Origin of the sequence: Leptolyngbya sp. FACHB-60, assembly GCF_014695775.1 — a bacterium.
GTDB lineage: Bacteria > Cyanobacteriota > Cyanobacteriia > Phormidesmidales > Phormidesmidaceae > Nodosilinea.
This window is the reverse complement of the sequence record NZ_JACJOX010000014.1, coordinates 58,055-84,833: the sequence shown is the minus strand read 5'-3', so window position 1 is coordinate 84,833 and position 26,779 is coordinate 58,055. Positions and strand designations below refer to the sequence as shown.

The 26,779-nt window shown below is 49.3% G+C and carries 17 protein-coding genes; 5 read left to right on the top strand and 12 right to left on the bottom strand.

Translation table 11 applies throughout. The features are described from left to right. Positions 1-283: 283 nt before the first annotated feature. The 10 genes from H6F57_RS03960 to H6F57_RS03910 form a co-directional block, all read right to left on the bottom strand. Positions 284-1,459, bottom strand: coding sequence for a cysteine desulfurase family protein (locus tag H6F57_RS03960; protein WP_190625114.1), 1,176 nt, complete (start codon positions 1,457-1,459; stop codon positions 284-286). Between the two features lie 26 nt (positions 1,460-1,485). After that, a complete protein-coding gene (locus H6F57_RS03955; protein WP_190625113.1) occupies positions 1,486-2,364 on the bottom strand; it encodes a protein kinase in 879 nt (292 codons plus the stop codon). Further along, positions 2,361-3,692: a DUF262 domain-containing protein gene (locus tag H6F57_RS03950; RefSeq protein WP_190625112.1), complete on the bottom strand. Its 1,332-nt coding sequence runs from the start codon at positions 3,690-3,692 to the stop codon at positions 2,361-2,363. The genes H6F57_RS03955 and H6F57_RS03950 overlap by 4 nt, the downstream gene beginning before the upstream one ends. A gap of 48 nt (positions 3,693-3,740) precedes the next feature. Then, positions 3,741-9,044 carry an FtsK/SpoIIIE domain-containing protein gene (locus H6F57_RS03945; RefSeq protein WP_190625111.1) on the bottom strand — a complete coding sequence of 1,768 codons (5,304 nt, stop codon included), beginning with the start codon at positions 9,042-9,044 and terminating at the stop codon, positions 3,741-3,743. Further along, positions 9,041-10,612, bottom strand: coding sequence for a hypothetical protein (locus tag H6F57_RS03940; RefSeq protein ID WP_190625110.1), 1,572 nt, complete (start codon positions 10,610-10,612; stop codon positions 9,041-9,043). The genes H6F57_RS03945 and H6F57_RS03940 overlap by 4 nt, the downstream gene beginning before the upstream one ends. Continuing rightward, positions 10,612-12,456 (bottom strand): hypothetical protein, encoded by a 1,845-nt coding sequence (locus H6F57_RS03935; RefSeq protein WP_190625109.1) that lies wholly within the window; start codon positions 12,454-12,456, stop codon positions 10,612-10,614. The genes H6F57_RS03940 and H6F57_RS03935 overlap by 1 nt, the downstream gene beginning before the upstream one ends. 261 nt (positions 12,457-12,717) lie before the next feature. Next, entirely contained in the window at positions 12,718-13,515 is a 798-nt protein-coding gene (locus H6F57_RS03930) for a phosphoadenosine phosphosulfate reductase family protein (protein ID WP_190625108.1), read from the bottom strand. 482 nt (positions 13,516-13,997) lie between these two features. Then, on the bottom strand, positions 13,998-14,792 hold the full coding sequence (locus H6F57_RS03920) for a Uma2 family endonuclease (RefSeq protein WP_190625106.1): 795 nt from the start codon (positions 14,790-14,792) through the stop codon (positions 13,998-14,000). 2 nt (positions 14,793-14,794) lie between these two features. Then, positions 14,795-18,424: a hypothetical protein gene (locus H6F57_RS03915; RefSeq protein WP_190625105.1), complete on the bottom strand. Its 3,630-nt coding sequence runs from the start codon at positions 18,422-18,424 to the stop codon at positions 14,795-14,797. A 46-nt stretch (positions 18,425-18,470) separates the two neighbouring features. Next, on the bottom strand, positions 18,471-19,391 hold the full coding sequence (locus tag H6F57_RS03910; protein WP_190625104.1) for a DUF4007 family protein: 921 nt from the start codon (positions 19,389-19,391) through the stop codon (positions 18,471-18,473). 253 nt (positions 19,392-19,644) lie between these two features. Between H6F57_RS03910 and H6F57_RS03905 the strand changes: the two genes are divergently transcribed. Next, complete coding sequence (locus tag H6F57_RS03905) at positions 19,645-21,648, top strand: DNA phosphorothioation-associated putative methyltransferase (protein WP_190625103.1); 2,004 nt, start codon at positions 19,645-19,647, stop codon at positions 21,646-21,648. A 6-nt stretch (positions 21,649-21,654) separates the two neighbouring features. On the opposite strand, the gene H6F57_RS03900 is transcribed toward H6F57_RS03905, so the two are convergent. Then, positions 21,655-22,206, bottom strand: coding sequence for a hypothetical protein (locus H6F57_RS03900; protein WP_190625102.1), 552 nt, complete (start codon positions 22,204-22,206; stop codon positions 21,655-21,657). Positions 22,207-22,433: 227 nt separating this feature from the next. Further along, positions 22,434-22,679 (bottom strand): helix-turn-helix domain-containing protein, encoded by a 246-nt coding sequence (locus tag H6F57_RS03895; RefSeq protein ID WP_190625101.1) that lies wholly within the window; start codon positions 22,677-22,679, stop codon positions 22,434-22,436. A gap of 93 nt (positions 22,680-22,772) precedes the next feature. On the opposite strand from H6F57_RS03895, the gene H6F57_RS03890 reads away from it, so the two are divergent. The 4 genes from H6F57_RS03890 (at position 22,773) to H6F57_RS03875 (ending at position 26,532) form a co-directional block, all read left to right on the top strand. After that, a complete protein-coding gene (locus tag H6F57_RS03890) occupies positions 22,773-23,129 on the top strand; it encodes a hypothetical protein (RefSeq protein WP_190625100.1) in 357 nt (118 codons plus the stop codon). Positions 23,130-24,088: 959 nt separating this feature from the next. Continuing rightward, the gene (locus tag H6F57_RS03885) at positions 24,089-24,622 is read left to right on the top strand and encodes a hypothetical protein (protein WP_190625099.1); all 534 of its coding nucleotides are present in this window, start codon (positions 24,089-24,091) and stop codon (positions 24,620-24,622) included. Beyond that, positions 24,619-25,266: a hypothetical protein gene (locus H6F57_RS03880; protein ID WP_190625098.1), complete on the top strand. Its 648-nt coding sequence runs from the start codon at positions 24,619-24,621 to the stop codon at positions 25,264-25,266. Before H6F57_RS03885 ends, H6F57_RS03880 begins: the two co-directional genes overlap by 4 nt. Before the next feature lie 576 nt (positions 25,267-25,842). Continuing rightward, positions 25,843-26,532 carry a hypothetical protein gene (locus H6F57_RS03875; protein WP_190625097.1) on the top strand — a complete coding sequence of 230 codons (690 nt, stop codon included), beginning with the start codon at positions 25,843-25,845 and terminating at the stop codon, positions 26,530-26,532. Positions 26,533-26,779: the final 247 nt, after the last annotated feature.

Genomic DNA, 26,779 nt, shown 5'->3' with positions numbered 1-26,779 from the left:
CCGACTTTTCCAGACATCACGGAATGACCCTGAGTACGTTAAAGTCCCTCGCACTATCTTTGACACCTGGACGGAGTTACTCTGTCATGCCGCTTGATTGGATAAAGTCGAGCTGAGAGGGTGTTTGAAAAGTCCTCTGGGGTAGCTTGAACTACCTGGACTACCGAGGAGCTGCCACGAAGGAATGAGGGTTTCAAGGAACGGGGTGAGCCGTACAGGTAGCTTTTGATCCTCAAACCGACCCTTTTAAAACATCCTCTGAAACGATTGCAAGAAATGGATTTCAGGCCATCGCCTGCTTTACTGACTGCACCGCTTGCGTCAGAATCTCTGCGGCTTGGTGAATGTCATTGTCGGTAGAGAACTTGCCTAGACCAATTCTGAGGGCACCTTCGACGACGGGCTCGGCTAGCCCCATCGCCCTGAGCACATGGGATGGGGTTTCCACGCCTGAAGAACAGGCGGAGCCAGTTGAAATAGCCAGGCTGTGGCGCACTCTGGCTATGATGGCGCTATTAGGAATACCGGGAATGGAGATGTGCAGGTTTCCAGCCAAGTGGTTTTGTGGATCGCCGTTGATGACCAGATCGGGGATTTGAGCTTGGAGGCGGGCTTGGAGATGATCGCGCTTTTTCCCAATCTCAACCTCATCCACCGCCATCTCTTCTGCCCGCAGCCGACAGGCTTCGCCCAAACCAACGATGCCTGGCAAATTCAGGGTACCCGGTCGCAATCCCTTTTGCTGTCCACCCCCATAGAGTAAAGGCTCTAACTGATGGTCTCGACGCACTACGAGTGCCCCAACACCTTGGGGGCCATAGAACTTATGGGCCGATAGAGCCAGCATAGCTATGCCCCACTCATTGAACTTGATGGGGACTTTGCCGACCGATTGGGAGGCATCGCAGAGAAAGGGGACTTGGTGGCTTTGGGTGATCGCAGCAATTTTCTCCATGGGGTAAATGGTGCCGACTTCGTTGTTAGCCGCCATGACGCAGAGCAGGTGAATACCGCTGGCACAGGCCTTCTCTAGCTGGTCAAGGTCGAGGCGGGCTTGGGTATCGACCGGAATATGGATCAGCTCAATGCGCCCTTGTTTATGGAGAGCGTCGCAGGTGTCGAGGACGGCTTTATGCTCAGCAGTAGAAATGGCGATGCGAGGCTTAGTGCTAGATCGCTCTAGATACTGAATAGTGCCTTGGATGGCGAGATTGATGCTTTCGGTGGCACCAGAGGTGAAGAGGATGTCTCGGGGTGTAGCGCCTACTAAGTCAGCGACGTGGCGGGTAGCTTCTTTGACGGCGGCTTCGGCGCGATCACCGACTTCATTATCAATGCTACTGGCATTACCAAATTCCTCCGTCATGTAATGCAATACAAACTTAGCTACTCGTGGGTCTGTGGGAGTAGTCGCATGATAGTCCAGGTAAATTATCTTTGAATTGGAGGAGCCAACCATCGCTGAAATTGAAAATCATTTACAAACTAACTGAATTTTACTTCTTCTAACCTTTGAAGAAATTCTGCAGTAGAGATAGGTCTACGTAGTGGATTATGTTGAAGGGTATCTAAGAGAAGCTGCCCAAGGGACGGCGGCCCTGACCAGTCTTCCATTGTTAGAATGCCAATTGGTGGGCGCTGTGTAACAACAAACCAGAATACTGAGGCAAGCTGAAATAGATCAGAACAACAACTAATAATATCTCCAAGTCCCATTGCTTTTGAAACAGCTTCGGGTGACATCCAGTATCTTGGCCCTACAGCTTCTTCAGCTCTGGTAAGTTGCTCTTCAGCTTCCTCTATTAATGCACACAATCCAAAATCAGAAATCTGCCAAACATCAGTACTAATCAAGATATTATCTGGCTTGATGTCACGATGCATGGCAACAGCATGAAGCTCTTTAAGTGCTTTGGCGAGACCAATGAATTGCCCATAATAGTCTTCAAACCGTAGTGGGGAAGAGCTTTGCGTAAGAAATTCCCTCAAGTTAGAGTCAGCCTTTCGCATAATTATGAAAGAGACATTCAATTGCCTTGAATAACTCTTATTCTTGGGATTTGATCTGCGTCTAAGGGAATGAGAAACTGACATCCTACCGTGAGTTATGTAGGTAACAATATGCTCATGACTCAAACAGCTAATCACTTGAATTTCTCTTTCAAACCTCTCAGCTCTAGGAGGTTTTAGATTAAGGAGAACCTTTAGCGCAAATGTTTCCCCAGTGGCAACATTTTCACATTCAAATACAGATCCATTACCTCCTCTACCTAGCATTTCTAAAACTCTATACTTAGACTTGTCAACGCCTATTATTTCATCAGGCAAAACATAAGTTTGTCCGTTGAAGGGAATGCCAGTCATAGATTAATCTCCAACTGGGCTTCCCCGTCGTCTAGTCGTTGAGATAGTGGATCTACAATTAACCAGTTACTATGCTCTACTTGTCCTAAAACCTCTCTTTTAATAAACCCAGAATTTTCCATTTGGAAAACAGGGCTTTCTATATTCCATGCCAAGACAGAATTCTCTTCTGTTGGCTCAAAACTTTCATTAGATAATATGCAAGTCTCAGTTCCTGGTGGACATAACCCATCGCCATAGATAGTATCATAGAGAATTTGAGAGAAAAAACGAGCAGTGTTTCCTGATATTTCTCTCAAATAAGTACCCTGAAGAATAGATTCTAGAAAATTTATTCTCCAACGACGGCTTGATGAGGAATTAGCATCTGAAACGCAACGAATTGCATACTCTTGTAAGACGCCGATATATGATGAAGGTTCAATGTGATAGTTGAGAAGCGATAGATCAATACGAAGAGGTCTTAAGTCCCGATCATTTATGTCTCCCCCCCTGCGACGAAGATTATAAATAGCTCCAAATAATGCATAGAAATCAGCTTTTTTACGAAATCTAGTAGATCCAACGCCAGCTAATCCGTCTTCACTAAAAATATGTTGAAAGTCGCTTAGTATTTGATTAAAGTATTCTATTATTTCACCACGCTGAGGCTCAGGCCATTCCATATATTCTTCATAAACCGAATCCAATTGTTCCTTTTTTTCTAGTGGGGTTTCTCGGATCATTAGAGCAAGAAGTTCAGATATAAATTCAACGTCAGCCATTCGGCGTCGGTTTGCAGGAGTGAAAATCTTGAAATCCTCAAAAATATCCAATAATGCTAAATCTTCCGCGGTATCAAGAAAAATTCCAGGGAAATCAGCTCGTCTTAATTCTTGTTTATTTAGCGCCTTGACATACTTATTGACACGAGAGTACATTTGTCGAACTTCGACATCTGTGACGTCTGTGACTTCGTACATATCAATTTGATAATTGATAAATTTATCTCGATCTAGTTGTTCCAAATCTTGAAAATACTTGTTATGAAGATGTTCTTCACAAGGCGGGAATTTGAGTGCAAACTCATTATTCATAAAGCCAAGAATTGCTCTAAGCCTTTGCTGCCCATCAATGACTGCGCGGAACGTAGCTTCTCCTCGGATATCCCTAAGCAGATAGAACTTAGGCATTGGAATGTTTTTGAGAATTGAATCGATGAGCATTATCTTTGCTGCTACAGCCCATACTTCCTGCCGCTGAAAGTCAGGTCGCAACTCAAGACGATGAGAGTTAGTTAAATCACGGATATCTCCGATAGACATTTGTGTGCTAACCCAAAGAACCATAATCTCTCCTTGTCATATAAGCAGCATTATCAGAATTTTGTTCACGTTTCATCTAGAGTTTGATTTGATTGACTCTACTAGCAACGGAAGGTCTTCATCATGTAAAAATGGAACTTGCGCATAAATAATTCCTAGCTCATTGGTTAGTCTTGCTGCTAAATGGCCCTTGCCTAACAAATTCTCTGCTCCTTTCTGTCCAAGCGAAATTTCCGAAGTGCCAACACTCTCAACTCTTAGGATTAAACGATTTCCTAAGTTATCTCGAAGCTGAACCGGCAGAACATTTGCATCAGGTCTTTGGGCAGCAAAGATGAGATAAATCCCTGCGGCTCTTGCCTTCACCCCCAGTCGCTGCACCGCAGCAGACACAGCCGCTTTATATTCATCGATTAGCATCCATTCCGCAAACTCATCATGAACTAGCCACAACACGGGAAGTCTGTCTTGCTCGGCCACCTTGCAGTTATAGTCCTGTAAAGATTTCGCTTTCTGAGAAACAAACTTTCGGTATCGGTTGTCCATCTCTTCAACCAGAAGATCCAAAACCTCAATTGCACGATCTTGCTCAATAATGATTCCTTCCTTGAGATGAGGTAGGTCGCTAATGTTGGCGTAATCAACACCCATCTTGGGGTCGATCAAATATATACTTGCCAATTTTGGAGAGTTCGTCGCACAAATATCCAGAAGGAGGTTTTGCAGCAGAACCGATTTACCGCTGCCTGTAGCTCCGGCAATAAGCGTATGTGGGGCATGCTGCTCTAAGTTCTCAAAACTACTGCCTAGATTGAGATAAAGCAATTCGCCGTCAAGTTCCTTAACCCCTACAACAAAGCTGAGGTTGACTCCAGAAAGCGATCGATTGATTTTTCGCTTTGCCCACACTTCCCGTAGAGAAATCGTTTGACGTTGAGGACGGGCAACGGTGACAACGATTTCACCAGGCTGACCATAAACACTAATAATGTTTAGAGCGTGAGTGGTCAGAAGTTGCGATCGTTTCTTCTCGATGTCATCTAGCTTCAGGTTATCTGAGCCTTTGAATTTAACGATTGCTGCATTTGGAGTAAGGCGTTTACCTTCGATTTTGGCTTGCAGATTGTATCCCAGTAGAGCCGTCCGCAGTTTTCCAGCTGCTTCTTCCAGCCACTTTTCTGCCTCTGCATCGCCTTGACTGCTCTGGGCTTGCCCCTGCTGCCACCAAGAAACCAGTGCTGGACTCGCCCAACTATCTACATCCTCAGTAGGTGATGTAACTAGAGAGATAGTAGCTTCAGGTTCAAGGGGCTGATCAGGCAAAGTTAGCTGAAGTGGACTGTCAGGATTTTCAGGCGGACTAACTTTTACAGGTACTGGCGGAGTTGTTGTTGCCGCGACTTCTTCAATTTCTAAAACCCATGTAACTCGATCCGCAGGCCGTAATGCTTCTGCTACGGTCCAGGGCTTGTCATCGCCAATCTGTTCCCTTACGCAGAAGAGTGTTTGTCCTGATTCATAAGCCAGAACCAGTTTACGGACAGACTCTCGATCAAACACTTCTTGGAAGCATCGTTTGACTTTAGGAATAGGCGATCGCTCTCCTTCAGCACTGCTGTCGTTTGTACCCGATACAAAAACCTGGGAGTAACCGGATAGGTCGATACGAAGCGTACCTGAGCGAATTTGTTCACGCCACTGCTCAATGTTCAGTTTGTTATCGGAACTAAACTCAATGCCGTCGAGCAGAAGATCGCTGAGGCGAGATAGCCACAGGTCACGGTCAAGGCGACCTGGACTAATAAAGAGAGCATCGGCAATGCGGTCAACTGTTTGCCGGAGTTGGTTCTGTGAAGTCTTGCGAGCGTCAGCCAAGCCCGCTACGTCGATATATTTTGCCTCAGCGATGATGACTTTTAGGACAGGTTCGTCGTCGACATACTGTGGTGAAATTGCCATGGTGTCAGCAATTTGACCTTCTTTTTGCCCTAACCAGGAAGCGTAGTCATCTAGAAAGTACCAGCCAATCGGGTTTTGTGCTCCCATTTCGGCGGTGATTAAAGCCTTACTTAGAACAACCCCCATTAGTTCGCTGGCATATCTGCCGCACTTTGCAGCTCGCAACACGATGTCACCGGAAACAGCGTTGGCTTCATTGATTAGGCGCTCTACCAATCTATCGATGCGGTTACTTTCCAAGCCTAAATTCAAGGCTTCCAAGCGTTTCCTGACCAGCACCTTGAGGACATTCAGAGAGGCGTCTGAAGAGACGAGGAAGTTCCGCTCATCAGTACGGTTCTGCTGATAGCGAATAACCTTCACTCCCTGGTTGACGAGTTGTCGCCGCTCTAGCAAGTCATCGTAATTGACTACCCACTCGCCTAAACGATGGCTCTCATCAAAGGTTGTCCTTGTCGTCTCATCCTGGAAGGAAATTTGACGGGCAGGTAAGAAGTGTTGGTCAGAAGAGCAGTCTTCACCTTGAGCAATGCTATACACCATGTCGAGGTAGGCTTGCCCAACCCCAGTCTGCTTCGGACAGGTGAGATAAACAGTAGATTTAAGCTCATCTTTAGCAGACGGACGCTTACGTGCCCAACGAGCAGGAGAATGGATCAACATCTTGGCTGTGCTACTGTCAAACGGTGATGGTTGCCAAACCACTTTCGCCTGCCGTGAGATTGCATCTTGTAGAAACACAATGTCGGCAAATTTGCCTTCTGCAGGGGTTGTGGAAGGAACATCGTTAGACATGACTGAGATTCTCAATCTTGCCATAAAGTCCTGGGAAACCTCGCTGGCAATGAAAGCATCGGGATCACCAGCAGAGCTTTCTAACATTTGCCCGTAGAGTTGAGCAAGTTTTTGCCTATTCCGATGGCGCAGAATAACCTGACAGCGAACTTCTTCCCGACCATCTTGTAGTTCCTCACTCAGTTTGTTAACGATTGCTTGAGGCAGTTTGATTGAATCGGTTTGATACAGAACTACGCTCAGATTCGTTTTCTCATGGGGCAGAAGTTCCACGTAGCGACGGATAATCCCTAGCAGACGATCAGCTGCTTCAGCCGGGTTTTCGTTGGTAGTGCGATCGCTCTCGTCCTGTGTGGGGCGCTCCATTAGGCTGTAATCGTTGACCGTGTCAGATACAGACAGCAATTCGGGCTGCTGCCCCTGGTAACCGACACAAACTTCAGGATAGTAAGGATGCTCAATTTCATTACGTAAATCGGCAAAAAATAGACGGGAATCACCAAAGTTAACCTCTGGTGTAGAGATGATATACCGAAGTAGTCCTGACAATTGGCGGGCTTTGACTGCTAGGGAAGCTAATCGCATTGGATGCCAGGGGGCGATGATAGCAGCAGGGTTACCGCGTTCAACTCGGATGCAGCCCAAGCGCAAGATGGGTTGATAGATGTCAATACGATTGAGGTCGCCTTTGGCATGATTTAGAACAATCTGGAGCAAATTCCCATAGGCTTCACACTGGTGCAACAGGTCTGGACTAGCAATACCTTGCCCTTCATCGTTGAAACTAGCGATCGCTGTTCTATATCGCTCCGCAAAAGTCTTCCAGGCGACAGTGATTGTTTCAGCTGCATCTTTGGAGAGGCGACCATCTGCGACGGCTTGTTCAAGTTTTTCAGGAAGGGTTTTATCAAGGTCGCTCTTGCGAGAGTACTTACTGACTAAAGAAACTCGATCTCGGCGATATACTGCCGCTAGGGTACCAACATCGGATAGGGCAATACCCTGCAACCGCCCCTTCTTGCTTACGACTTCTCTTGCAACACTTGAAATTTGAAAAGAGGAAGTCTCTATTAGTCTATTAAGATCGTTATTTAATTCTATCCCGATTGAATTGGGGTTGCACTTCCAAATTAATTGAATTGGTGTACCCACTGACTTTTGTTCGCCATCTAGCATCTCCACATAAAACTTTATTTCGGTGGCAGTTCTGGAAGCAGATGTGTTCTCGCGATACTTTTTTTTATTTCTATTCTCTTTGAGTATCGAGTCATATTCAAAAAGCTTTTCGGTTTCCCAGATAATGTGAGGACTTGTTAGTTGTTCAATGCCTCGATAACGTGTACAGAAATATAGCCCTATAGAAGAATTAAGCTCTTCAATCCACTTTCTTGGACGAATTCCTCTGCGAGTACTAATTTTTAAACGTTTGGTTTCGAGTCTCGAATCTACCTGAGCAAATAAGCGTTCAAAAGCTAAGAGCAAACCAACCAAAAAATCTGTACATTCAATGGGTTGTCCGTAAACAAATTTATCCCATTTTGCTTTGAGTTTTTGATCGTCATCAAATTCGTGACGATGGGAATCATAAAATTCTCGATCTTCGTCTAATGCCTCCTTTTTGCGGCTCACTAAAGCTTTAATATATTGATTTTCTTCCTCGGTCAAAACATCGGGATACTCATCTCGAAAAAAATCTAGAGTGAGGGAGCCAATGTTTGTTGTTTGCGTTTTTAGCCCAGAAAAAAGTGTGTTTACATTTTCTGATTCCCACTCAAATTCAGCAAGTGCCTGAGCTTCGGAAGTCCACCCTGTGGAACTGGCAATAAATGCTTGAATAGCTGGGTAGGCAATCGCAGGAATATCATCTTTTACCTTGTCGAAGGCAGTCTGAAGGTCGTGCTCGTCAATGGGTTTCCTATTGGGCGTTTGCTTCAGCAGTAAACACTCGCGTTTAGCAAAAGCTTGCTGGAACAGCTTTTCCCAGCGTTGGGTTTGTCCTAACTGAGTCTCAGGGATGGCACAAAAGTAACCAGAATCGCGGGGGAGACGCAAAGCGGGAAGTGCCCACCCAAGTGCATTTACGACTGGAAGGCTTTCTTGAAGGATGCGCGATCTCGTTTGAATAATGTAGTCCGCAAAATGCTCTAGGCTAAGTGTTCCAACCTTCTGAAGTCCATTGAGGGCTTTGCGCCAGTATTCGATCTGTTCGACAGGAATTGCTAGCTCTTTTGCAGCTAGACTAATCCAGCTCTCAATCTGTCCCTTAAGTTCTTGAGCACCAACTGAGGTAATGTCATTCAGAGATTGGGCTTGGTCGTCGCTTATGTTCGCAAGCAGTAGTGCAGGGCGATCGCAATCTGAGTGACGCAGGTGGACTGTACGCTCATCGGTCAACACTTCAGCAGGTAAGCTGAAGCTTCCTACTAGATCGCGTGGAACTTGAATCTTGATGAGTGGGGCGAGTTCGGAGTCATGGAGAATGGTTTGGCATACGGCGGCAACTTGCTGGGCGGTGAGACGATTGAGTAGAAATCGTGCAACCCCCTCGTTGGTCTCGTCGGTTTGAATTGAGCGTTTTAGGAAGTCAGCCGCAACTTGACCAATCAGTTCAATAGTCTTCATCGTCTCACCTCTGAGGCAAAGGGATTTTGAACGTAGGCACAAGCATCGGAAAGGCGTTTGAGCAGGCCAATACTGGCAAGGCGACGTTCAAGCCGTTCGGCATTGGCTACAAAGTCTTCGCGGTCAGCATCACCGGAGTTAATCAAGTCAGTGGCTTGGCGATCACCAATAACAAAGCCATATTTTTGGTGCAGTTGCGACAAAAACTCCTGAAACTCCATACGAGTCGGCACAGAGGCGAATACTAACGTCCTCAGCAAGGAATCCGTAGGTGCATAGCGAGTGCGACGGCTACCCCGACTGGACGACAAACCGATTTCGCGTGACCAGGTTCCATGAAACTTGCCAAGGTGTTGCTGATGCCGTTTGACTGCCCTTTCTCGTAAAGAGTTTAGAAGAGCTTCTGGCGAACCTGAACCGTCTGATTCCTCTTTGGCAGACCAGGCAAAACGCTCTTCTAGCAAATCGATTGCGTCCTCACCTGGAGTATAGGAGTTAAGGCACGTCTGCCATTCCGGTGAATTCGCGATACTGCGCACGGTGTACTCGACCGCCCGTTGGGGCAGATTATTGTTCTTCTGAAATTCATCTGATGCCAAATCACGCACTGTTGTCTTTTTGGGCGCGACAATTTCTAAAACAAACTGTGGCGGGGTGGCCTCGCCTAATGTTGCCTTGGCACGGCTTAACAAGTAGATAATCAGGTGCAGCCCGGTAATGGTAACGATGTGAGGTAGGGAATCATAGTCAGGTAGATCACAAGATAAAATATTGAGCCAGTCGTTGGCTAGTTGTTCATACTCAGGCAGCTTTTCATAGGGAAGATAGGGTGGGTTACCGCTTCGTCTGGGTGCGCTTCGATCTGCAGGAGATTGGAGGGCAAGGACTAGCTGATTCCACTTGGAGCCTCGATACTCAATCGAATGATTCTGGGTAATTATTCCGATGCTCTCTAAACGGGAGAGAATTTCCTTACCCCTACCACTCCGGCAGAGCATGAGATATAAAAGTTCGCCTGTTCTCCCGAAGAAGCGACGATCGTTTGTCGCTTTCTCACCAGTTACTCTTAGGTCTTCATAGAGACAGTCAGGGCCGTATGGAAAAACGAACTTGGAACTCCATCGTTTGTTACTGTCGCCCTCAATGGCGCTTGATTGTAGGAATTTGACAATTTCTGCAAAGTCTCTAAAAGATTCAAATCGGGATTTTAGATAGCTAAAGTCAGGTGAAACCAACCCACCTACGTTACTCGCGATCGTATCCATCCAAGTCTGCCATCGCTCGTTGTCATCTAATCCTTCTGTAGCGACTGCCTCAATATGGGGGTTGTTGAACAAGATATTACGAAGATAAAGGCGCGGGTAAATTTCGTACCTTAGGTTGTTCAGCTTGCTCTCTACAAAAGCCCGTCCGTTGCTTACTTCTGATTGTGTAATGCAAAGCATTTCCAAAATGCAAAGCCACGGGGTTTGCTCATCGTACAGTCGATGACCCCAGATAGATTCGTCAACCCACATATTGAGTTGATACTGCTCGATATGTTGAGGCCGTGGGAGGATTTCAAGCATTAGAAGTAAACCTCAAGCGTTCGTTCACTTGCAATACCAGCACTATTTACTTCTAGCAACCGAATATTCATTGCCTCTTCTCCATCTTCGTCTTCTCTCTCCGAAGTTTGTCGGACGGAAAGCTGCTTGAATACTTGAGTTTTGAAAGCGAGTACATCTTCATAGCACTCCTGTGAAAAGCTACTTGGAAGAGCACCTTCGGCAACTCTGCTCAGATACTCATACCGGGTTAGGGTTAGGTTGAAACGAATTGGCTTAATAGCTGAAGCAAGATTAACAACTAAGATTGGTTTCTTGCGGCTTTTATCTAACTCCACTGACACACTTTCACCCCGTTTTCGAGCGACGGAGATAGACTCTTCATAAACCCTGCTAATTCGTGCTTGGGAGTAGCTGCCAGAAGTTGCTAAGAGCAGTTCATCTTGATTGTTGACCAACAGCCCTGTGAAGATACGATTTAATCCCCTGATAAGACGCGAAGTAATCGACTTAGGAATTTTTTCGTCTTCTTGCAAAACTTTACAAAGACCGTTCAAATATTCTCCAGCATACTGAAAGATCGTGAGATCCCAAAGCTTCATGTTTGTGGTTTGATCGTTTGGAATAGTAAAAAATAACCGCTGCCGTTGGGTTTGAAGAACACTAAGAAACTCTTCACGTCTCTTAGCAGCATCACCTTCTAAGTAGGAACGCTGCTGAGCCTGATACTTTAAGTCGGCTCCGTAAAATGGGTCAGACAAAAGTAAATCAGTGTAAAGCGGTTGCAACTCTGGATCGTCTGCTCCACAAATCAGAATATTGTCAATTTGATTACTAGTTTCTGCACCAATACCGAAGCCACGCAGAACTTTGAAGACCTCGGTTGACTCGCGTCGCCGTTCAGGCAAGTTCTCGCCGAAGATATTACGATAGAGGCTGGCAAGCGATGTAGTTTCAGCAGCAATAATCTCAGGAACCTTCCGACAAGTGAGTAACTTATCTCCTGCGTCTGGATGACCTAGTAAGGTATTGGCAATCAATAGAAGTAATTGGCGCACTGGAAGATGCATCTGATTTAGTTCACACAGTTCGAGGAGATTAATCAAGCGTTCTCGTGTGGTTCGATCCGCATTAGTTCCTTCTAGACGCTGTTTGTTCTGCCAGATTGGGCAGCCTTGGTTCTGATAAGCACATTGATTGCAATTGCTCCAGCCCGGGTGCTCTAGAACGGCTTTCAGAATTCGAGGAAACAAAACAGCAGCACTTTGGCGACTTAAGTTGTAGAGCTTGATTTGGAAGCCATCTAACTCACGCAAGTCTCCTACTAGAAGATCTTCGATCGCCTTTCGTACTGGCTCAAGTTCTTTAATTCGCGCTGCTTCTGTCCATGCTTCCACTAGCTGTCCATCATTCGCTGCAATCAGGTAAACCTTGGAAGTATCCTTACCTAGGATGGCAGTTGCAACTTGTGGCAAGAGCGATTGCTTCTCCTCTAGCGTTAGTTCGCTCAAATCCTTAATGACAACTAGCTGACGATCATTCAACACCAACCGTTGAATCTTACTATCCTTCTGCCAATCATCAATAGAGCCGCCAAACTCTTCCCAAATTTGCCGACAATAGTAGGTTTTACCATCTCCAGCCGTACCAGTTAGAATGACCGATTTGGGTAAAGCTGAACGGAAGTTATCAAGTAACTCACCTAGATACTCAGTTTCAAAAGTGATCGGTTGAAGCTTTTTTCGCTGTAAGGTTCGCTGAATCACCTCGTCATACATGTTGCCGTTACGAGAGATTGGACCGTACTGGCGTAAGAAATCAACCCACTTTGATGTTTCACATAAAATTTGAGAGTTTATTGACATTGTAGTAAAATCTGATCCTAACCTAATATCTTTCTCAAAACTTTCACGTTTAGACCCAAGGGGGTGAACAGGAGAGGCATAATTAACTCTCTTTCAACAAGTTTTCTAATTCTGTTTTAATAGCTTGACTAATGGTATTGAACCTCTCACGAAGTACATTTCTATAAAAATTTTCATCATAAGAATTAGAAGATTGCTGTAAAGCGTTAACCATGGTTCGTGAAATATTTCGCGAGTCTTCTCCTAGGTCTCCCTAAAAGATCATAGATGGCACATTAGGCAAGGAAGCGTATCATCTTCCTCATCAAGCACTCCTGACAACACTTCTGACAGAGGTTTATTAGGAGCCTTTCTAGTTTCTCTTTGAATTGACCTCTCGTGACTTTCAAGGATTTCTTGTTTTCGCTCTAATAGCTCTAGCAAGGTTTCCCCATCAGTCCAAGTATATTTTCTGCCATCTTTATGTTCTTGCTCGTATCGAACAGCTTCAGCAAAAAGGTCAGGATGCTTCTCATGAAGCATAATCCATTCATATTTACGCTGAAAGAAGCAGAAAAAACAGCCAGAGCGACTTCTCCACTGATAGTAGTCAGGTAGTCCTAGGCCATGCTCCTCTAGCAACCGAATGATGTCGGCTTTGACCATGCCTCGTTCTTTGAAAGGGTAGACTGGTCTAAGTGTTGGCTTTGTTGAAATATAGCCATCCCTATTCTCATCAGCCCTAATACCAATGTAGCTAAAGGCTTCATCATCACCTATGAATTTCTCTAAAGGGATGATCTTTAGCTGCTTAGTACACCAACGACTTCTAGGTGATGGAAGATATCCGTCGTAAACTTCTAGCCAATGGTCAAAACCTTTTTCAGGGCTAAGATACTTGATTTTAATTCCTAAGCGGGCTTTGACTTTATCCAAATAATCATAGGTTTCTTGAAGTTCTTTTCCAGTATCACAGAAAAAATACTCCATTTCTGGAATCTCTTTGTGCAGCAGCACTGCTAGCGCTGTGCTGTCTTTGCCACCGGAGAGGCCCATGATATGGCGAACGTGTTTAGTCATTTATCTGTTGTGAGTTAGCTTTTGCTGGTACGAGTTAGCTTCTGCTAGTTGGCAGAAAAAGCGTCCGTGCAGTCAATGTCTTTAAGTGTTTGGCAACTAGACTGCTTGCCATTGTAGCGGTGGCAGCAAAAATGAGATTGGCTTTATCGCTCCTTGATGAATTTTTATTTCAGAGACTTCTCTGTAGAGGTCAACCTCATAGGCCATCACCGATTGGGATTGATGCTTATGGTCTATAGAAGACCAGCCTGCGCTTTCCAACAGGGCAACCGATGGCGTTGGAGTTAGTGTTCCCTTTGCTTTGCCATAGAGCGCGGGGGCTTGAGCTTTGCCCAATAGAATATTGAACCCTAGCGCGTGATACGGCTATTAAGTACTCCTTTCGCCTAAATAGTGCTGCTGTAGATAGGATGTTCTGAATTGTGCTGAGCTACTGCATAGCCCAATCATGACTCGACAAGACTCATTCCAACGCTCTCCTATCACACCTCATTAGGGTCGATCCCTGATTCCCGCAGACGTTCGGCGAAACGGTTTGCCCGCTCCTCAGCCTGGCTAGCTTGTCCTTCAGCCTGCTCAGCCCGTTCCTCAGCTTGCTCAGCTCGCTCTTCGGCAGAAAGAATTAACCGTTCCTCGGCATCAAACCAACGCAGCCACAGCCGCTCAATACCTTCATAGACCCCTTGCCAAACCCCAAGGCTAATTTGCCACTCAGGAATTCGGATGCGCTGATTAGCTAAGTCGAGCGGTTGGTAATGCCCGCCAACCAAATGGAACGCCCTTAAATTGTTGGTGTATCGGTCAAAGAGAATGTAGTAGGGAACGCGCAGAATCTGCTCATAAACCTCCCACTTCGTCGGTGGTGTTCCCGGAGCCCGTTCTGTTTGGCCTAAATCTTCCTTTTCGGTGCCAGGAGAGAGTAGCTCTACCACCACAAAGGGATTCACCCGCTCTTGCCACACCACATAGCTCAGCCGCATATCTCTCCCCTCGTAGAGACGGGGCACCCCTACCACCGCAAACCAATCGGGCCGCTTGTGCAACAGGGGATGATCTACATCGTAGTAAAGGTTCATATCGCCGACGCTAAACAGCTCGTCTGCGGCGTAAGTGGTGAGTTGCAGCGTGGCGCTCAGTAAATGGGGCCATAGGTAGTGATATTCGTCAGGCAAGCCCGGCTCTGGGTCATCGCTCGGTAGGTCATACATAGTGGGCAGCGTTTCTCGGGCCGACCGGGGTGGGTCAGTCTGCTCTACGGGGCGCTTGAGTTGCTGCATGTCTATCCCCTGGAACTTCTCGGTCTTGTCCTACGGCGGCTGCCATCGACTTCAGAAGGCTTTTGCGTAGAAGCCTCCTGATGTGATTTTGACTCATCAAACATGCGTTCGGTTAACCGGGTTAGTAACGCTTCTCGCAGTTGCTGGTCAGGGAACTGCGAGAAAATGTCGTCGATAGAGGGGTCTACCTTAGCCTGGTGCTCGTCATTGGCCCAGACCATTTTGTTGACCTCGGTGCCATCGGAGCGAGTCACCGTGATCCGCCGGGCTTCAAACCCGCCCTTACTGGTGGCTTTCACCGAAGCCTGCAACGCCTCTAGGTTCTTAAATCGGCGGGAGAGGTCGCTGAGGTTGAGTTCAAAACGGGTCACATCTTCATCTTTCCAAGATTCTGCCGGTTTATCGGCAATCACCATAACGATCGCTTCTAACCACTGGCGCTCACCCACCGCTTCATCTGCCGCTGCCCTGGCGAACCTGTCGAGGCTGGCCTCCACACAGTTGCCCAGTATCCGGCTAGCGCGAAACTGAAGGTCTCGGCGCAGCTGGGTGTGATCGCTGTGGACTCCAAAGGCGCTGTAGAGCAGGTCTTGGCACTCGGTCAGCAGGGCATCGTAAGCGCCATTGATCTCGCGCAGGGCTTCCACCAGGTGCTCTCGGTAGATGCGGGCGGTGGTGCCATCATCGGCCTCGGAGATCACGATGGGGGCCAACCCACAGGCCTCAGGCAGCGCTTTAAACAACAGCTCGTCGGGCTCTTGGGTATAGAGCAAGGTTTGCAGAACGGCGCGTGATCGCTCACTGATGCGGCGAGTTTTGAGGGTGTAGTTCGGCAGCTTGCGCACAAACTGAATCAGTGGCTTCACCACCGACAGCACCGTCAGGTTACGGGCACCGGCAGCGCCACGGGGCTTGGTAATTCCCCCCCGCAGGATGGCCTCTAGCTCACGAAACACCTGGCTGCGCACCCCGGTGACTTCGATGTGCTTGACCGAGAACCGGGCCGGGTCTTTGACCAGTAGCTCAAAATGCTCTGGCCCCAGCACCGGGATAAAGGTGCCTTCTTTGTAGACGCTGACCTCGTCGCTGTAGTGGAGCAACACCGCCGCCAGCAGCACCGGAATCGTGCCCGATTTCATGCCGTAGGGCGGCGCGTTGAGCCTCTGGTACAGATTGCCGAGAGACTGGGGCGTGTCAGTTGCGCCCAGGCAAAACTCAGCCATAGCTGCCCAGATCGGGCCAAGGTTTGACTGGCCGAGGGTGGCCCTTACCCCTAGCCCCTCACTCCCAGCCCCTCTCCCAGAGGGAGAAGAGAGTGAGGACGACGGCCGATAAAAGCTCCATTCGCCTTGCTCTTGGCGGTGAATGCCGGTCTGCTGGAGCACGGAATAGTACATGGCCACCTCTGGGCCATAGCCCTCCAGCCCCAGGCGTTCGACCTCGGGTTGTTCTAGCATGGCTTCGAGCAGCAGTCGGCGGGCTTTGGCCCCCTGGGAGGTAAGGGTGCGGCGGTTGATCAGCTCATTCCAGAGGATGGGGGTTTGGGGGTAAGTGCGATCACACACCACCGACAGCAGGGCATTAAAATCCGTGACGCTGCCGATTTCGTGGGGCTTGCCCTCGACCCAGCAGGCGTTGTGGTGGGTGCCAAAATTAAAGGCTTGGGTAAGGGTGTCGTCTAACAATTGCTTGAGTTGTAGGCGACGATGGCGCACTTCTCGCAGGGCTACTTTGTCGCTTTGCAGGGCGCTTTCTCGGCTGTAGATTTGGCAGAGGGCGCGATATTCTTGGGCACGAATAGCCAGCAGCGGCAGGTTAGCCGCCGCAATTACCACCAGGGGCTTGCCATCTACGGTTTGGGCAGGCACCGAGCTAGGGGCCGTTTCGCTCAGCCAGTAGGCCACAACGCCATCACAGCCAGCTTGGGTGCAGGCTAGAGTTTCTAAATCGCTGCTGGTGGCTAAGTAGTGGCGCTCAAAGTAGCGCAGGGTGCCGGTGCGGTAGCTATGACGCTGGGCCACCATGGGCTTGAGCGGGTAGGTCTCAGTGAGCAGGTCAGCCAGGGGTAGGGTGTCTTTGGCAATGTATTGGGCGATTGCCCCTTCCACGTCAAAGTCAGACCCCTCCCACAGGCGCAGCTCATCCACCGCCCGCCGATAGGTAACCAGGCCCTGCTGGTGGGTGACCACATTAATCTGTTCTTCCCAATACTCCAGCACGGCGGGGTCAGGCTGATCGACCAGGGCCAATTTCACCAGGGGGCGGGTGGCGCGAAACAGGCCGGTACTGGTCACCAGGTTGAGCAGGCCAATGGTTTTCAGCAGGGCCACGGTGTCTGCCCCCCGGTGCTGTGCATCGGCCACCAGGGTCTGGATCTCTAGCCATCGCTGTAGTCCTGGTCGAGAACCCATACCCGCCCCCAGGGATTCTACAAAGTAGTCGTAGAGGTGGTGCAGCTTTAGGGTTGGCAGAGCCTTCACCCCCGGCCCATCGATGCCTGAGATGGGGATTTCTTCAATCTCCGCCGCCTCTAAAAAGCTCTGGAATGCATGGGGTTCGGCACTGGTGAGGAAGGTAAACAGAGAGCGATCATTCTGGGCGTAGCGAATGCACAGCTCCGGCAACACCATGGCCGCTAGGGGATGGAGCGGGTAAGTCGCCTCAAGCAGCTTGGGGGAAAGTTCGGTGAGGTTGGCTTTCTCGCTGAGGACAGCGCACCAATCTTTGGTGAGCTGTCGTACCGGGAAAGTTAGCGTCTCTGCCTGGGATCGATTGATGGCTTGCCCCATCAGCCGCAGCATCTGCTGAGACGACTCGGTGAAGGGGATATCCTCAAACCGTCCCTGAATTTTGGCCCACTCGTTCTTTTCCACCGCTGCGAGCCGCTGGCCATAGTCAGCAAAGGATTGGTGCAGCAGACCAAAGATATAGAGCCGGGTGCCCTTTTTACGTGACAGCTCCGCCAGCTGCTGAAGCAGATAGAGATCAGCAGTGCCCTGGTTCTGGGTGGCGTGTTCTAGGGATTTGCCCAGCTCATCAATGACCAGAATGATGTCGGTATCGACGGCCTCAGCCAGCTGTTTGATGACGTTGAGAATGTCACGATCGCTAAATGAAGTCTTGCCAAACGCCAGTTCACGTTCCCACTCATTAAGCTGCCTAACAACTTCTGGTGCCCGCCTTTTCGCCCAAAAGTCATCCGCAGCCTTGTATAAAGCACGAACTAATGTATGACGCAGAGGCTCTCGCTGGGCGGTAGCTACCGCTCGAAACAGACCCTGCTCGGGGAATTTCTTTTGAAGAACCTCATATTCTGGGCTATCAATCTGAAGACTATTCCTGGCAATATCCAAAGCGAGCTGCCGAAATGGACTCTCCACCGGCCCAAACAGGCTGGTCAAAAAGTGGGCAAAGGCCGATTTACCCGTGCCATAGACCCCCGTCAGCGTCCAGGCCGTGGTGCGCTTGCGCCCAAACATCGACGCCAAAATTCGCCGCAGGGCATCGACCGCGCGATCGGTGAGAATGTAGCCCTCCACCGCGTCAGGGACGTCAAAGTCTCGCTCTAGGTTGATGGAGCGGGCATAGCGGCGGTTAACAGCCAGAAAATCGACTAGACGTTGAGAACTCACTAACCTATCAACCCGCAACTACACAGCAACCCGCAGCCAATCGCAACTAGGCGGCAAAATACTCGTCCAGAATAGCCCCAGACATCTCCAGCGGATCGCCTTCGTACTGAAGCTGTAGCAATCCAGCGCTGTCTGAAATAAACAGATCCTTTGGGTCATTGCGTCGCCGGGCGACTTGCTCAATGGCTTCGGCTATGGCTGCCTCCGAGAGCTTAAACGCCCTTCCCGGACTGCCTTCTAAATGAGCCAAGCGAGAAACACCCATGGCCGAGCTTTCATTTTCAGCAATCCCGGCAAATTCAAGACAGGCCGCCACCACCAGCTCGGCGGGCAGCGTTTCCTTGGGGCCAACCTGAAACTCATAGCGTCGCCCATCCCCTACGCTGTAGAGCAATCTCAGGGCCGTGAAAGGGCAATCGATAGAATCTTCAGTCGGCCCCTTTTTGCTCTCCTGGTCGGCATACATGCGTAGAATGCAGCTCACATCTTTTCGTAGGGAGGAGTCGGCAATCTTGGAGCTAAAGCCGTTGGCATGCTCCCGCAGGTCATCCACCAGGTGCTCCGGGGTAAACTCCACCGCCGAAAACTCCCCAAAGGCATAGGCCCAGGCCGTAGCGGTGCAGGGGGCCTTAAGCAAATTCCAATGGAGCAGCCAGAGGCTAGCCGGATTCTCTAAAAATGGATCCCAGCCCTCGTCACTCAGCAGTTGTTGGCCCAGCGGAGTGGGCACGATTTTACTCTCATTCTCCGTCAGCACCTTAAACGCGCTGCACCAGTAGCGAATCGAGCGAACCATGTTTTTCCCTACCCCCAGCAGTACCGGGGAATCTTCTCTCAAGAAGATATTGGGATCCGCTAATGCCAGGTCATAGCCCTTTTTCAGCCAGCCAAAGCGAGGATGAAAGGTCTCATGGCGAGCGAAGACCGCCGTAGCCTTAGGCTTTTCTTTGACTGCTGCTTTTCCCATGTTAAATAGATCAAATGTATTGCCTAATTATGGCTAGGCTAAGCCATTTTCTCCAGCTTTTCCTGAATAGGTTTTAGCTGAAGTGCCCAATTTAGACACAGCTTTCTAACGAATCCTAATCCAACTCTACAGGTAGTGGTGATATCCGTACACAGACGCTACATACTGGGGTATTGCCTGCGAAGTCTTGAAAATCTCTAGGTTCGATAGGATAAGAGCCATCAGCGCGACATCGGTGGAGTTGCCCGAATCCATGGCCAAGGTATCGACAGAACTGCCAACCTTCTCGGAGCTGTGCCAGCGCAGCCCCATCGGTAAGCGGCTGCCCGATGCCCTCTATGTCCATGCTTCTGCTCTGGAGCAACTTGACCCCACCCTAAAAGCTACTGAGAAGAGGGCAAGAACCATTGCTGCTCTGGCTGAAAAAGCCACCCTGGTCAAGTTCAGTATCGACAAGCCGCAAATTGCCTACCTGTTTTACCCAGACTTTGACACCGAGGCTCACCCCGCCCTTCAAAGCAGTATTCAGGTCAATCTAGAATCTCTTCAAGCTACAGACCGCGACTACAGCACCACCGACAATCCCCCCGTCCTCCACCGCAAAGAAACCTTTGTTGCTCCCGACCACCCGCTCTACGCCACCTTCACCTGGCTGACCAAGCAGGAAGAAGCTCTAGGGCTGCTAGATGATCCGCGTGGCATCGGCTTTCGCCATGCCTGGGACCAACGTCTGCAAGAGCGCAAGCTCGTAATTCATGGCCACGCCTTAGCCTGTCCCATGACCTCAGAGGCTAAGCAAACCCAGCCCAAGCCCAAGATTCAGCGGCATAAGGCGGCGATCTCCCGCGTCACCGCATCAAAACCCGTTCGCCTCGCCGTCGAAGCCGGACTCTTCCCACCCGACACCACCTACTTTGACTACGGCTGCGGCCACGGGGCCGACATCGAATACATCCACCGCCTGGGCCTCGCTAGCTCCGGCTGGGATCCTCACTTTAAGCCCGATATTCCCCACACCCCAGCCGATGTGGTCAACCTGGGCTATATCATCAACGTTATTGAAGACACCGCCGAGCGACGAGAAGCCCTGATTAAAGCCTGGGGTTTAGCCCAGAAGGTGCTGATTGTCGCCGCCCAGGTGCTGATCGACGACCGCACCCGAGGCGTCATCGCCTACGGCGACGGCATCATCACCAGCCGCAACACCTTCCAGAAATACTACGAGCAAGAAGAACTCAAAGCCTACATCGACCAGGTGCTCGGCGTAGACGCCATCCCCATCGCTCTAGGCATCTACTTTGTCTTTCGCGACGAGGCTCAGGCGGAAGGCTTCCGCGCTTCCCGGTTCCGCTCCCGCGCCACAGCCCCCCGCATTCGCCTCAAGGTCAGTAAGTTTGAGGAATACCGTGAGCGGCTGCAACCCCTGATGGATTTCTACACCGATCGCGGGCGGCTGCCTTCGGTGGAAGAACTAGGAGCGCAGGAGCTGACATGTCTGCAAGAGACCTTTGGCAGCATCAAACGAGCCTTTACGGTCGTTCTACAAGCGACCGATGTGGGGGAATGGGATGCGATCTCAGACAAGCGCCGCAAAGACCTGCTGGTCTACCTAGCCCTCAGCCACTTCGGCAAGCGCCCCAAATTTAAGGACCTCTCTCCCGAGCTTCAGCAAGATATCAAAGCCCTCTTCGGCAGCTACCAACAGGCCTGCACCGCTGCCGACCTGATGCTGATGAGCCTGGGCCGCACAGATCTGATTGAAGAACGCTGTCGTCAGAGCCCCATTGGTCAGCAGCGCCCTAACTCCCTCTGGGTGAATGTCTCCGCCCTAGACCAGCTCGACCCGCTACTGCGCCTCTACGAGGGCTGTGCTTCCCGCACCATTGGGCGACCTGAGGAGGCGACGGTGGTGAAGTTCCACGTCCAGAAACCTCAGATCACCTATTTGGTCTTCCCTGGGTTCGATAAAGAGCCGCACCCGGCGCTTAAGACTAGTATGGCGATCTCCCTGCGCGATCTCCATGTCCGCTACCGCGACTATGACCCCGATAACCCGCCGCTACTGCACCAAAAAGAACAGGTGGTCGCACCCGACTATCCGGGCTATGCCAAGTTTGCCAAGCTCAGCCAGCAAGAGCAAAAGTGGGGACTACTCGACGATGTAAAAACAATTTTTGATCGCCGGGGCTGGGAGCGGTGTTTGCTGGACCATGGAGCCGAGTTGCGAGGGCATCGGGTGGTGCGACGCAAAGATTGAGTCTACTCAGGTATCCCGATCCCTCATAGGAGTGGGCGTTCCCTTTGCTGTAAATGCCCAAATATCGCGCTTGTGTTCGGGGCCGTAGCTAATATGGATGGGGCGATTGTTTCCATAAAAGTAGAGCGAATCAAACGGCAGTCCCTGAGCCACAATCCAATCCACCAAGGCATCGCTGGGCAGGTCAAGGATACGAAAATCACAGGCAGCCCCGAGGCGAACGCAAAAATACCGCCCGTTCCGGTTCACCTCGTGGGCCATGTGCTGATCCAGACTTGGGCTAGCGATGCCGTGCTTCTTCCCTGTTACTGGATCTTTCTTTGCCAGCCACCGCTTCAGATCCACCGAGCAAAAGCCATAAGTGAGTTGAAAGTGATCACGTCCAAACTCATCAATCACAGGATCAATGATGTGCTGACACATTGCATCCAAAGCAGGCAATGTGTCAGCCAGATTTTTGGGAAACGGGTCAATCTGGTCTGCATGCCGCTTGTAGGTCTGCGTACAGGTACAGAACTCCTCCAGCGTCAAATATCTCCCCAGAGTTGGTTTTGGCATGTCAAAACGGCGGTGCTGAATAGCAGGATGAATTTGTGGAATTCTAAATGAGTCCTCAATGCGTCTAGCCCTTGCTTCATACCCCGAATCAGCAACGCCCGAAGATTAGCTTTTACAGGCCACCTGAAGTAGGGCTTTGGTAGCGAGGATGCCGCCGTTCAGGAACGAAGAATCGCTGTTTCAGAATTAGTACTCATGCCCTCTCCCATCGGCTGGATGCGCCCGGTTTAATCCGCATCCTCAATTCCATAATCAACAAACAGCCTTGAGACCGTGATGTTCAAGGCTCTGGCAAAGTGGTCAATCGATTCAAGGGTCGGATTGCGCTTACCCCGCTCGACGCTCGAAACGTAAGTTCGATTCGTACCGGCTCTTTCGGCCAGCTCTTCTTGAGAAATATCCAACTCTCTTCGGCGACGACGAACGGCTTTGCCGAAAAGGACTTTAATATCGGCTCGACTGCTGTTTTCCACAACTCAATATTCATGAGTTGTATCTCATAAGTCTACACCTAACCAGGTACATAATGTATTCTATGGAGTACATTCGATTTTGCAGTGTTGCCTATGCGAGGATTTTTAGCCCATCAGGATGCACTGGATGCGCTGCTGGAGCCATTTCCAGAGTCCTGGCGCGACACGTATCCCCAGGAATGGCCCCAGCAGCAGTTTGATCAAGATGACCAGGTTTGCTGGAAAGCGCGGGCCTCTGATGGAAGAGAAGTCATTGACCACGGTGGTGTCAGGGGATACGGCATTCGTCCGGTGAAGCATTCTGGGCAATGGCGTTGGAACTACCTGGTTGAGCTGGATGAAGCCAGTCCTTCACTAGAACGAATGCGGTATGCGCTGCTATGGCAGGACGACATTCTTGGGCCGTGGAGCGTCCCTGCCTGTGTGGAAAAGAGGAACTGTCTTCCCTGACTGTCCCCCTGAGCCCATGCCAGTTACCTGAGTTATGACGATGAACCCTAGAAAATTACTCAAATCCAACCTATGACTGTATTTCGTGATTATGAAGCCGCAATTATTGCCTTCAGGAATCCTACTGACTACCTGCCGCAAAGTGGAAAGACACCTACTTGCGATCAGAGGAAATTTGATGTGGGTGATCAGCTGTGCTGGTATATGACTCGGGCACAGGCTAGAAAGGGTAGACAGTGGGGACGGGTCATCCACTGGGGTTATATCCCTAGAAGCGAGGGTGGGCCAGGGGATTGGTGTTATATCGCTGTGCTATCGGGGACTAAATCCCTTCAGAGCCAGGAACAGTATGCTGTCGTTTGGCAGGCTGATTTAATCGATACTCGGTTGATACGGCTCTCTAATCGGCGTGTTCGTCTCCTGAAGGCAGCCGAGTCATGAGGCATCCACGGAGCCTTGGAGAGCAAGAGCGCGCTCTACTGAAGTTCTACTCGAGATGCACGCTAAGAATGTCTCCTCAGGAGTTTTATAGCCGATGGGCTGTCACTCATGCCCAAATGGCTCAGATTTGCGGATGTTCACTTCCGACTGTAGATCGATGGTTTGCTCAAGGAGAAGGACGTAGGGAGGCAGAACCGTTATATCAGCGTCGGTTAGCGGAAATGCATTTCTTATGGAAGCACTACGACAAACTGCCTCCTGGGTTCAGACGGTACAAAGAATTCATATGTTCACCAGTGGCTCAGGATGATGACCTATCACGGTGATAGTTAAACGGACTCAAATGCTGTAGACCTCAGTAACTTGAGGCTAGGTCTATAGGGTTGCTCCTGGTGATTAGCCTCTCAATTTCACGGCGACAGATTTCGTTATCTCCCACACTGCAAGCCATTGCTAAAGCCTCTGCTAGTCGTCGGGGACTACAGCTACGGTTCCAGCAACAACTTAGTCAATGTCTGGTGGACTACAGATCCTTGGAGGCCCTAGAACTTCACGAGGATGTGTTGCGATGGTGTGTTTGGCAGTACTCCGAACAGGTTGTATTTGACCCTTTGGAGGAACTCAACATCTGGTTTACCTATCGCGGCGGGCATTTTTTGGCACCGGGTTACCCGCCTCTTTTCTACAGTCGTAGTGAAAATCATTCTGTATCCCCAAGCAAGACAGCCGTGGCGAGCATTGGGGAAGGGGTTTCTGGATTTCTGGCTCAGCAGCTGTATCGCTGCCGTAAGCTAGCCCGGCCCATCCAAGACTATCCAGACATCGTAATGAACGCGACCGATAGCGGCGCGATCTACCTGGTGGAGTCCAAAGCCTCGACAGGCTCTCCAGAAGCCCTCCAGCGAACCATAGACGAAGAGGTAATCCGCTTAGCTTCGTATGCCTCTGCCTGCTCAGAGCTAAATACGCGGCCTATCAGGGGGCTTTTGGTGGCGACAGCCTGTCTGGGCACTAACGAGTATCAAGCCTACCTGACGGAGATTTTGTTATGAAATTTCTGTACTCCCCCAATGGGGCTTACTTGTTTGACAACCTGATTGACCTACTCCGTAACCAGGAGCGGCATAACAACTTGGTTGTCGATGCAACCTTCAATGAGTTGGTCAAAGAGACCATGCTGGAAAAGGCTCAATTTGAGAGGCTGACAGACGTAGCGCTGCTCAGTGCTTCCTTAGATCTGGTGACTCAGAACCTCGACTCAGAGCTGAAGGCCAGGGGGGTTGAGGTTGATTTCAGCTCTTACAGTAAGGACGCTCAGAACCGGCTAAAGTTCGCGGCTAAGGAGATAGCAAGCCTTGCCGCTGCCGCACACGGAGACGAGAATCACCGGCAGGTGCCTGAGCCCCTAGTGTCGGCCCAGGGTATTCCGTTTCAGCTTCAGTCCCTGAGAATGGGGAGCCAGTTCAATGGGCTGCATGCCTTTGCTGTAGAGACAGCGACATTTGACCTGGAAGCTCTTCAGAAGAAGTACCCAGTCGAAGGAGACTGGTTCCCAGCAACAATTTTCAAGAATGACTTCCTGTTTATCGTGGACTACAGCTCAATTCTGGTGAACCTAAGCAATCTATCGAATGACCACTGGCCTAAAGCGAAAGACCAGTTGATCGAAATAATGGACTACTTGAGGCCTGCTTGATTGATGGCTAAGAGTGCTCTTCCAGGCTTGTGGCATAAGACTACACACAGGAAACGCTTTCCTTCTGTCCAAGGGGCTAGAACATTGCCATGCCTTACTATAAGTTTTGTTTATCAGCGCGTATCTATGAGAGTTTTCAAGCCGTGTTAGGCCCCTGGCATAGCGAATCCCTTCAATATCGTTCAAAAAGCTTCTGATCTAAGGCTTAGGCCATAGGATCTTCAATATCCATCATCCAATTTCACCTAACAGTTAATGATTTTAGAGCGGCAGTTATCTCAGGCCAGAGTATATATTAGTAAGCTAAAAATGAAACGATGACTGGCCCTTTTGGGCAGCCAAAAAGTCTTCTAATCTTGTATACCTATCTATTAATTTTGTGCACCTATCTATAGAGAATATTCTTTATTTACAGGCTTTTCAGGCTTGTTGATCCAAAATAATCAAGGTCAGTTGGCTTAAGCCACTTACCCTGGAACCTGCTCTCTTTAGCATACCTGATGATTCCTGAAATCGTTGAGAATCAATTGTTCAGCTAGTGTAGAATCCAGCAAAACTGCTGATTTAGGTTCTGTCATGAGTGATCTGTCGTCCCAACCAACTCCAGATAAACTTGGTGATAAAACTCTAAATGTACTCTGCGTGCACACCAACGATGTTTTCCAAGCTGCTCACACGTGCCTGGACTTGCTTCTGGTGGATAAGGATGGCAATGAAATTGGACATCCTTTCCTAGTACTGATTATTGAATGTACATCGAGTTGTATCGCTGGCTTCCATCTTGGGCTTCGCCACCCCAAATCACATGAATTTGCTCTAGCATTGCGCCACGCAATTTTGCCTAAGCAGTACGGACCAGATTACAATTTGAAGCACAATTGGAATTGCAGAGGTATCCCAAAATACTTAATAATAGATCAAGCCAAAGATTTCGATTCTCTACACTTAAGACGGATTGCCACTGAACTTGACTTCCAGATACTTCATAGAGCGTATCCATCTCAAGGAGGTTTAGTCGAATCGATATTCGACAAGTTTAACAAGGAATTTTTATCTCATATTCCTGGATATGAATGTTCAAATGTTCAGAAACCCTCTAAAGATGCTCAAAAATACGCCTGCTTTACTGTTGAAGAGTTTAAAAAGGAGATTGTCAAATACATTGTCAACCACTATAACTGGCAAATTCATCCAAGGCGAAAGGATCAGACTCGCTTACAACGATGGGAAGCTAACCAGATTTTGCCACCCAACGTACCTGAATAGCAAGAGTAATGGCTGACCCCAATTCTCTACATAGACTTTTGGAGTTATATAAAAAATCAACATCTTCGGTTTTGCCGTGGTCGATTAATTGTCTATATGCAAGGTTCTTGACGACATCCAAGAGTATTTTGCCTCGAAATATCTATTCTCCAAATTTCAGCGAAGAGTTGAGCTTTCTGAGTTTCAAAGAGAAAAGCATCTGCTCAACTACAAAGCGCTATTGAGGCAACCCTTCTTTGCGATAAGG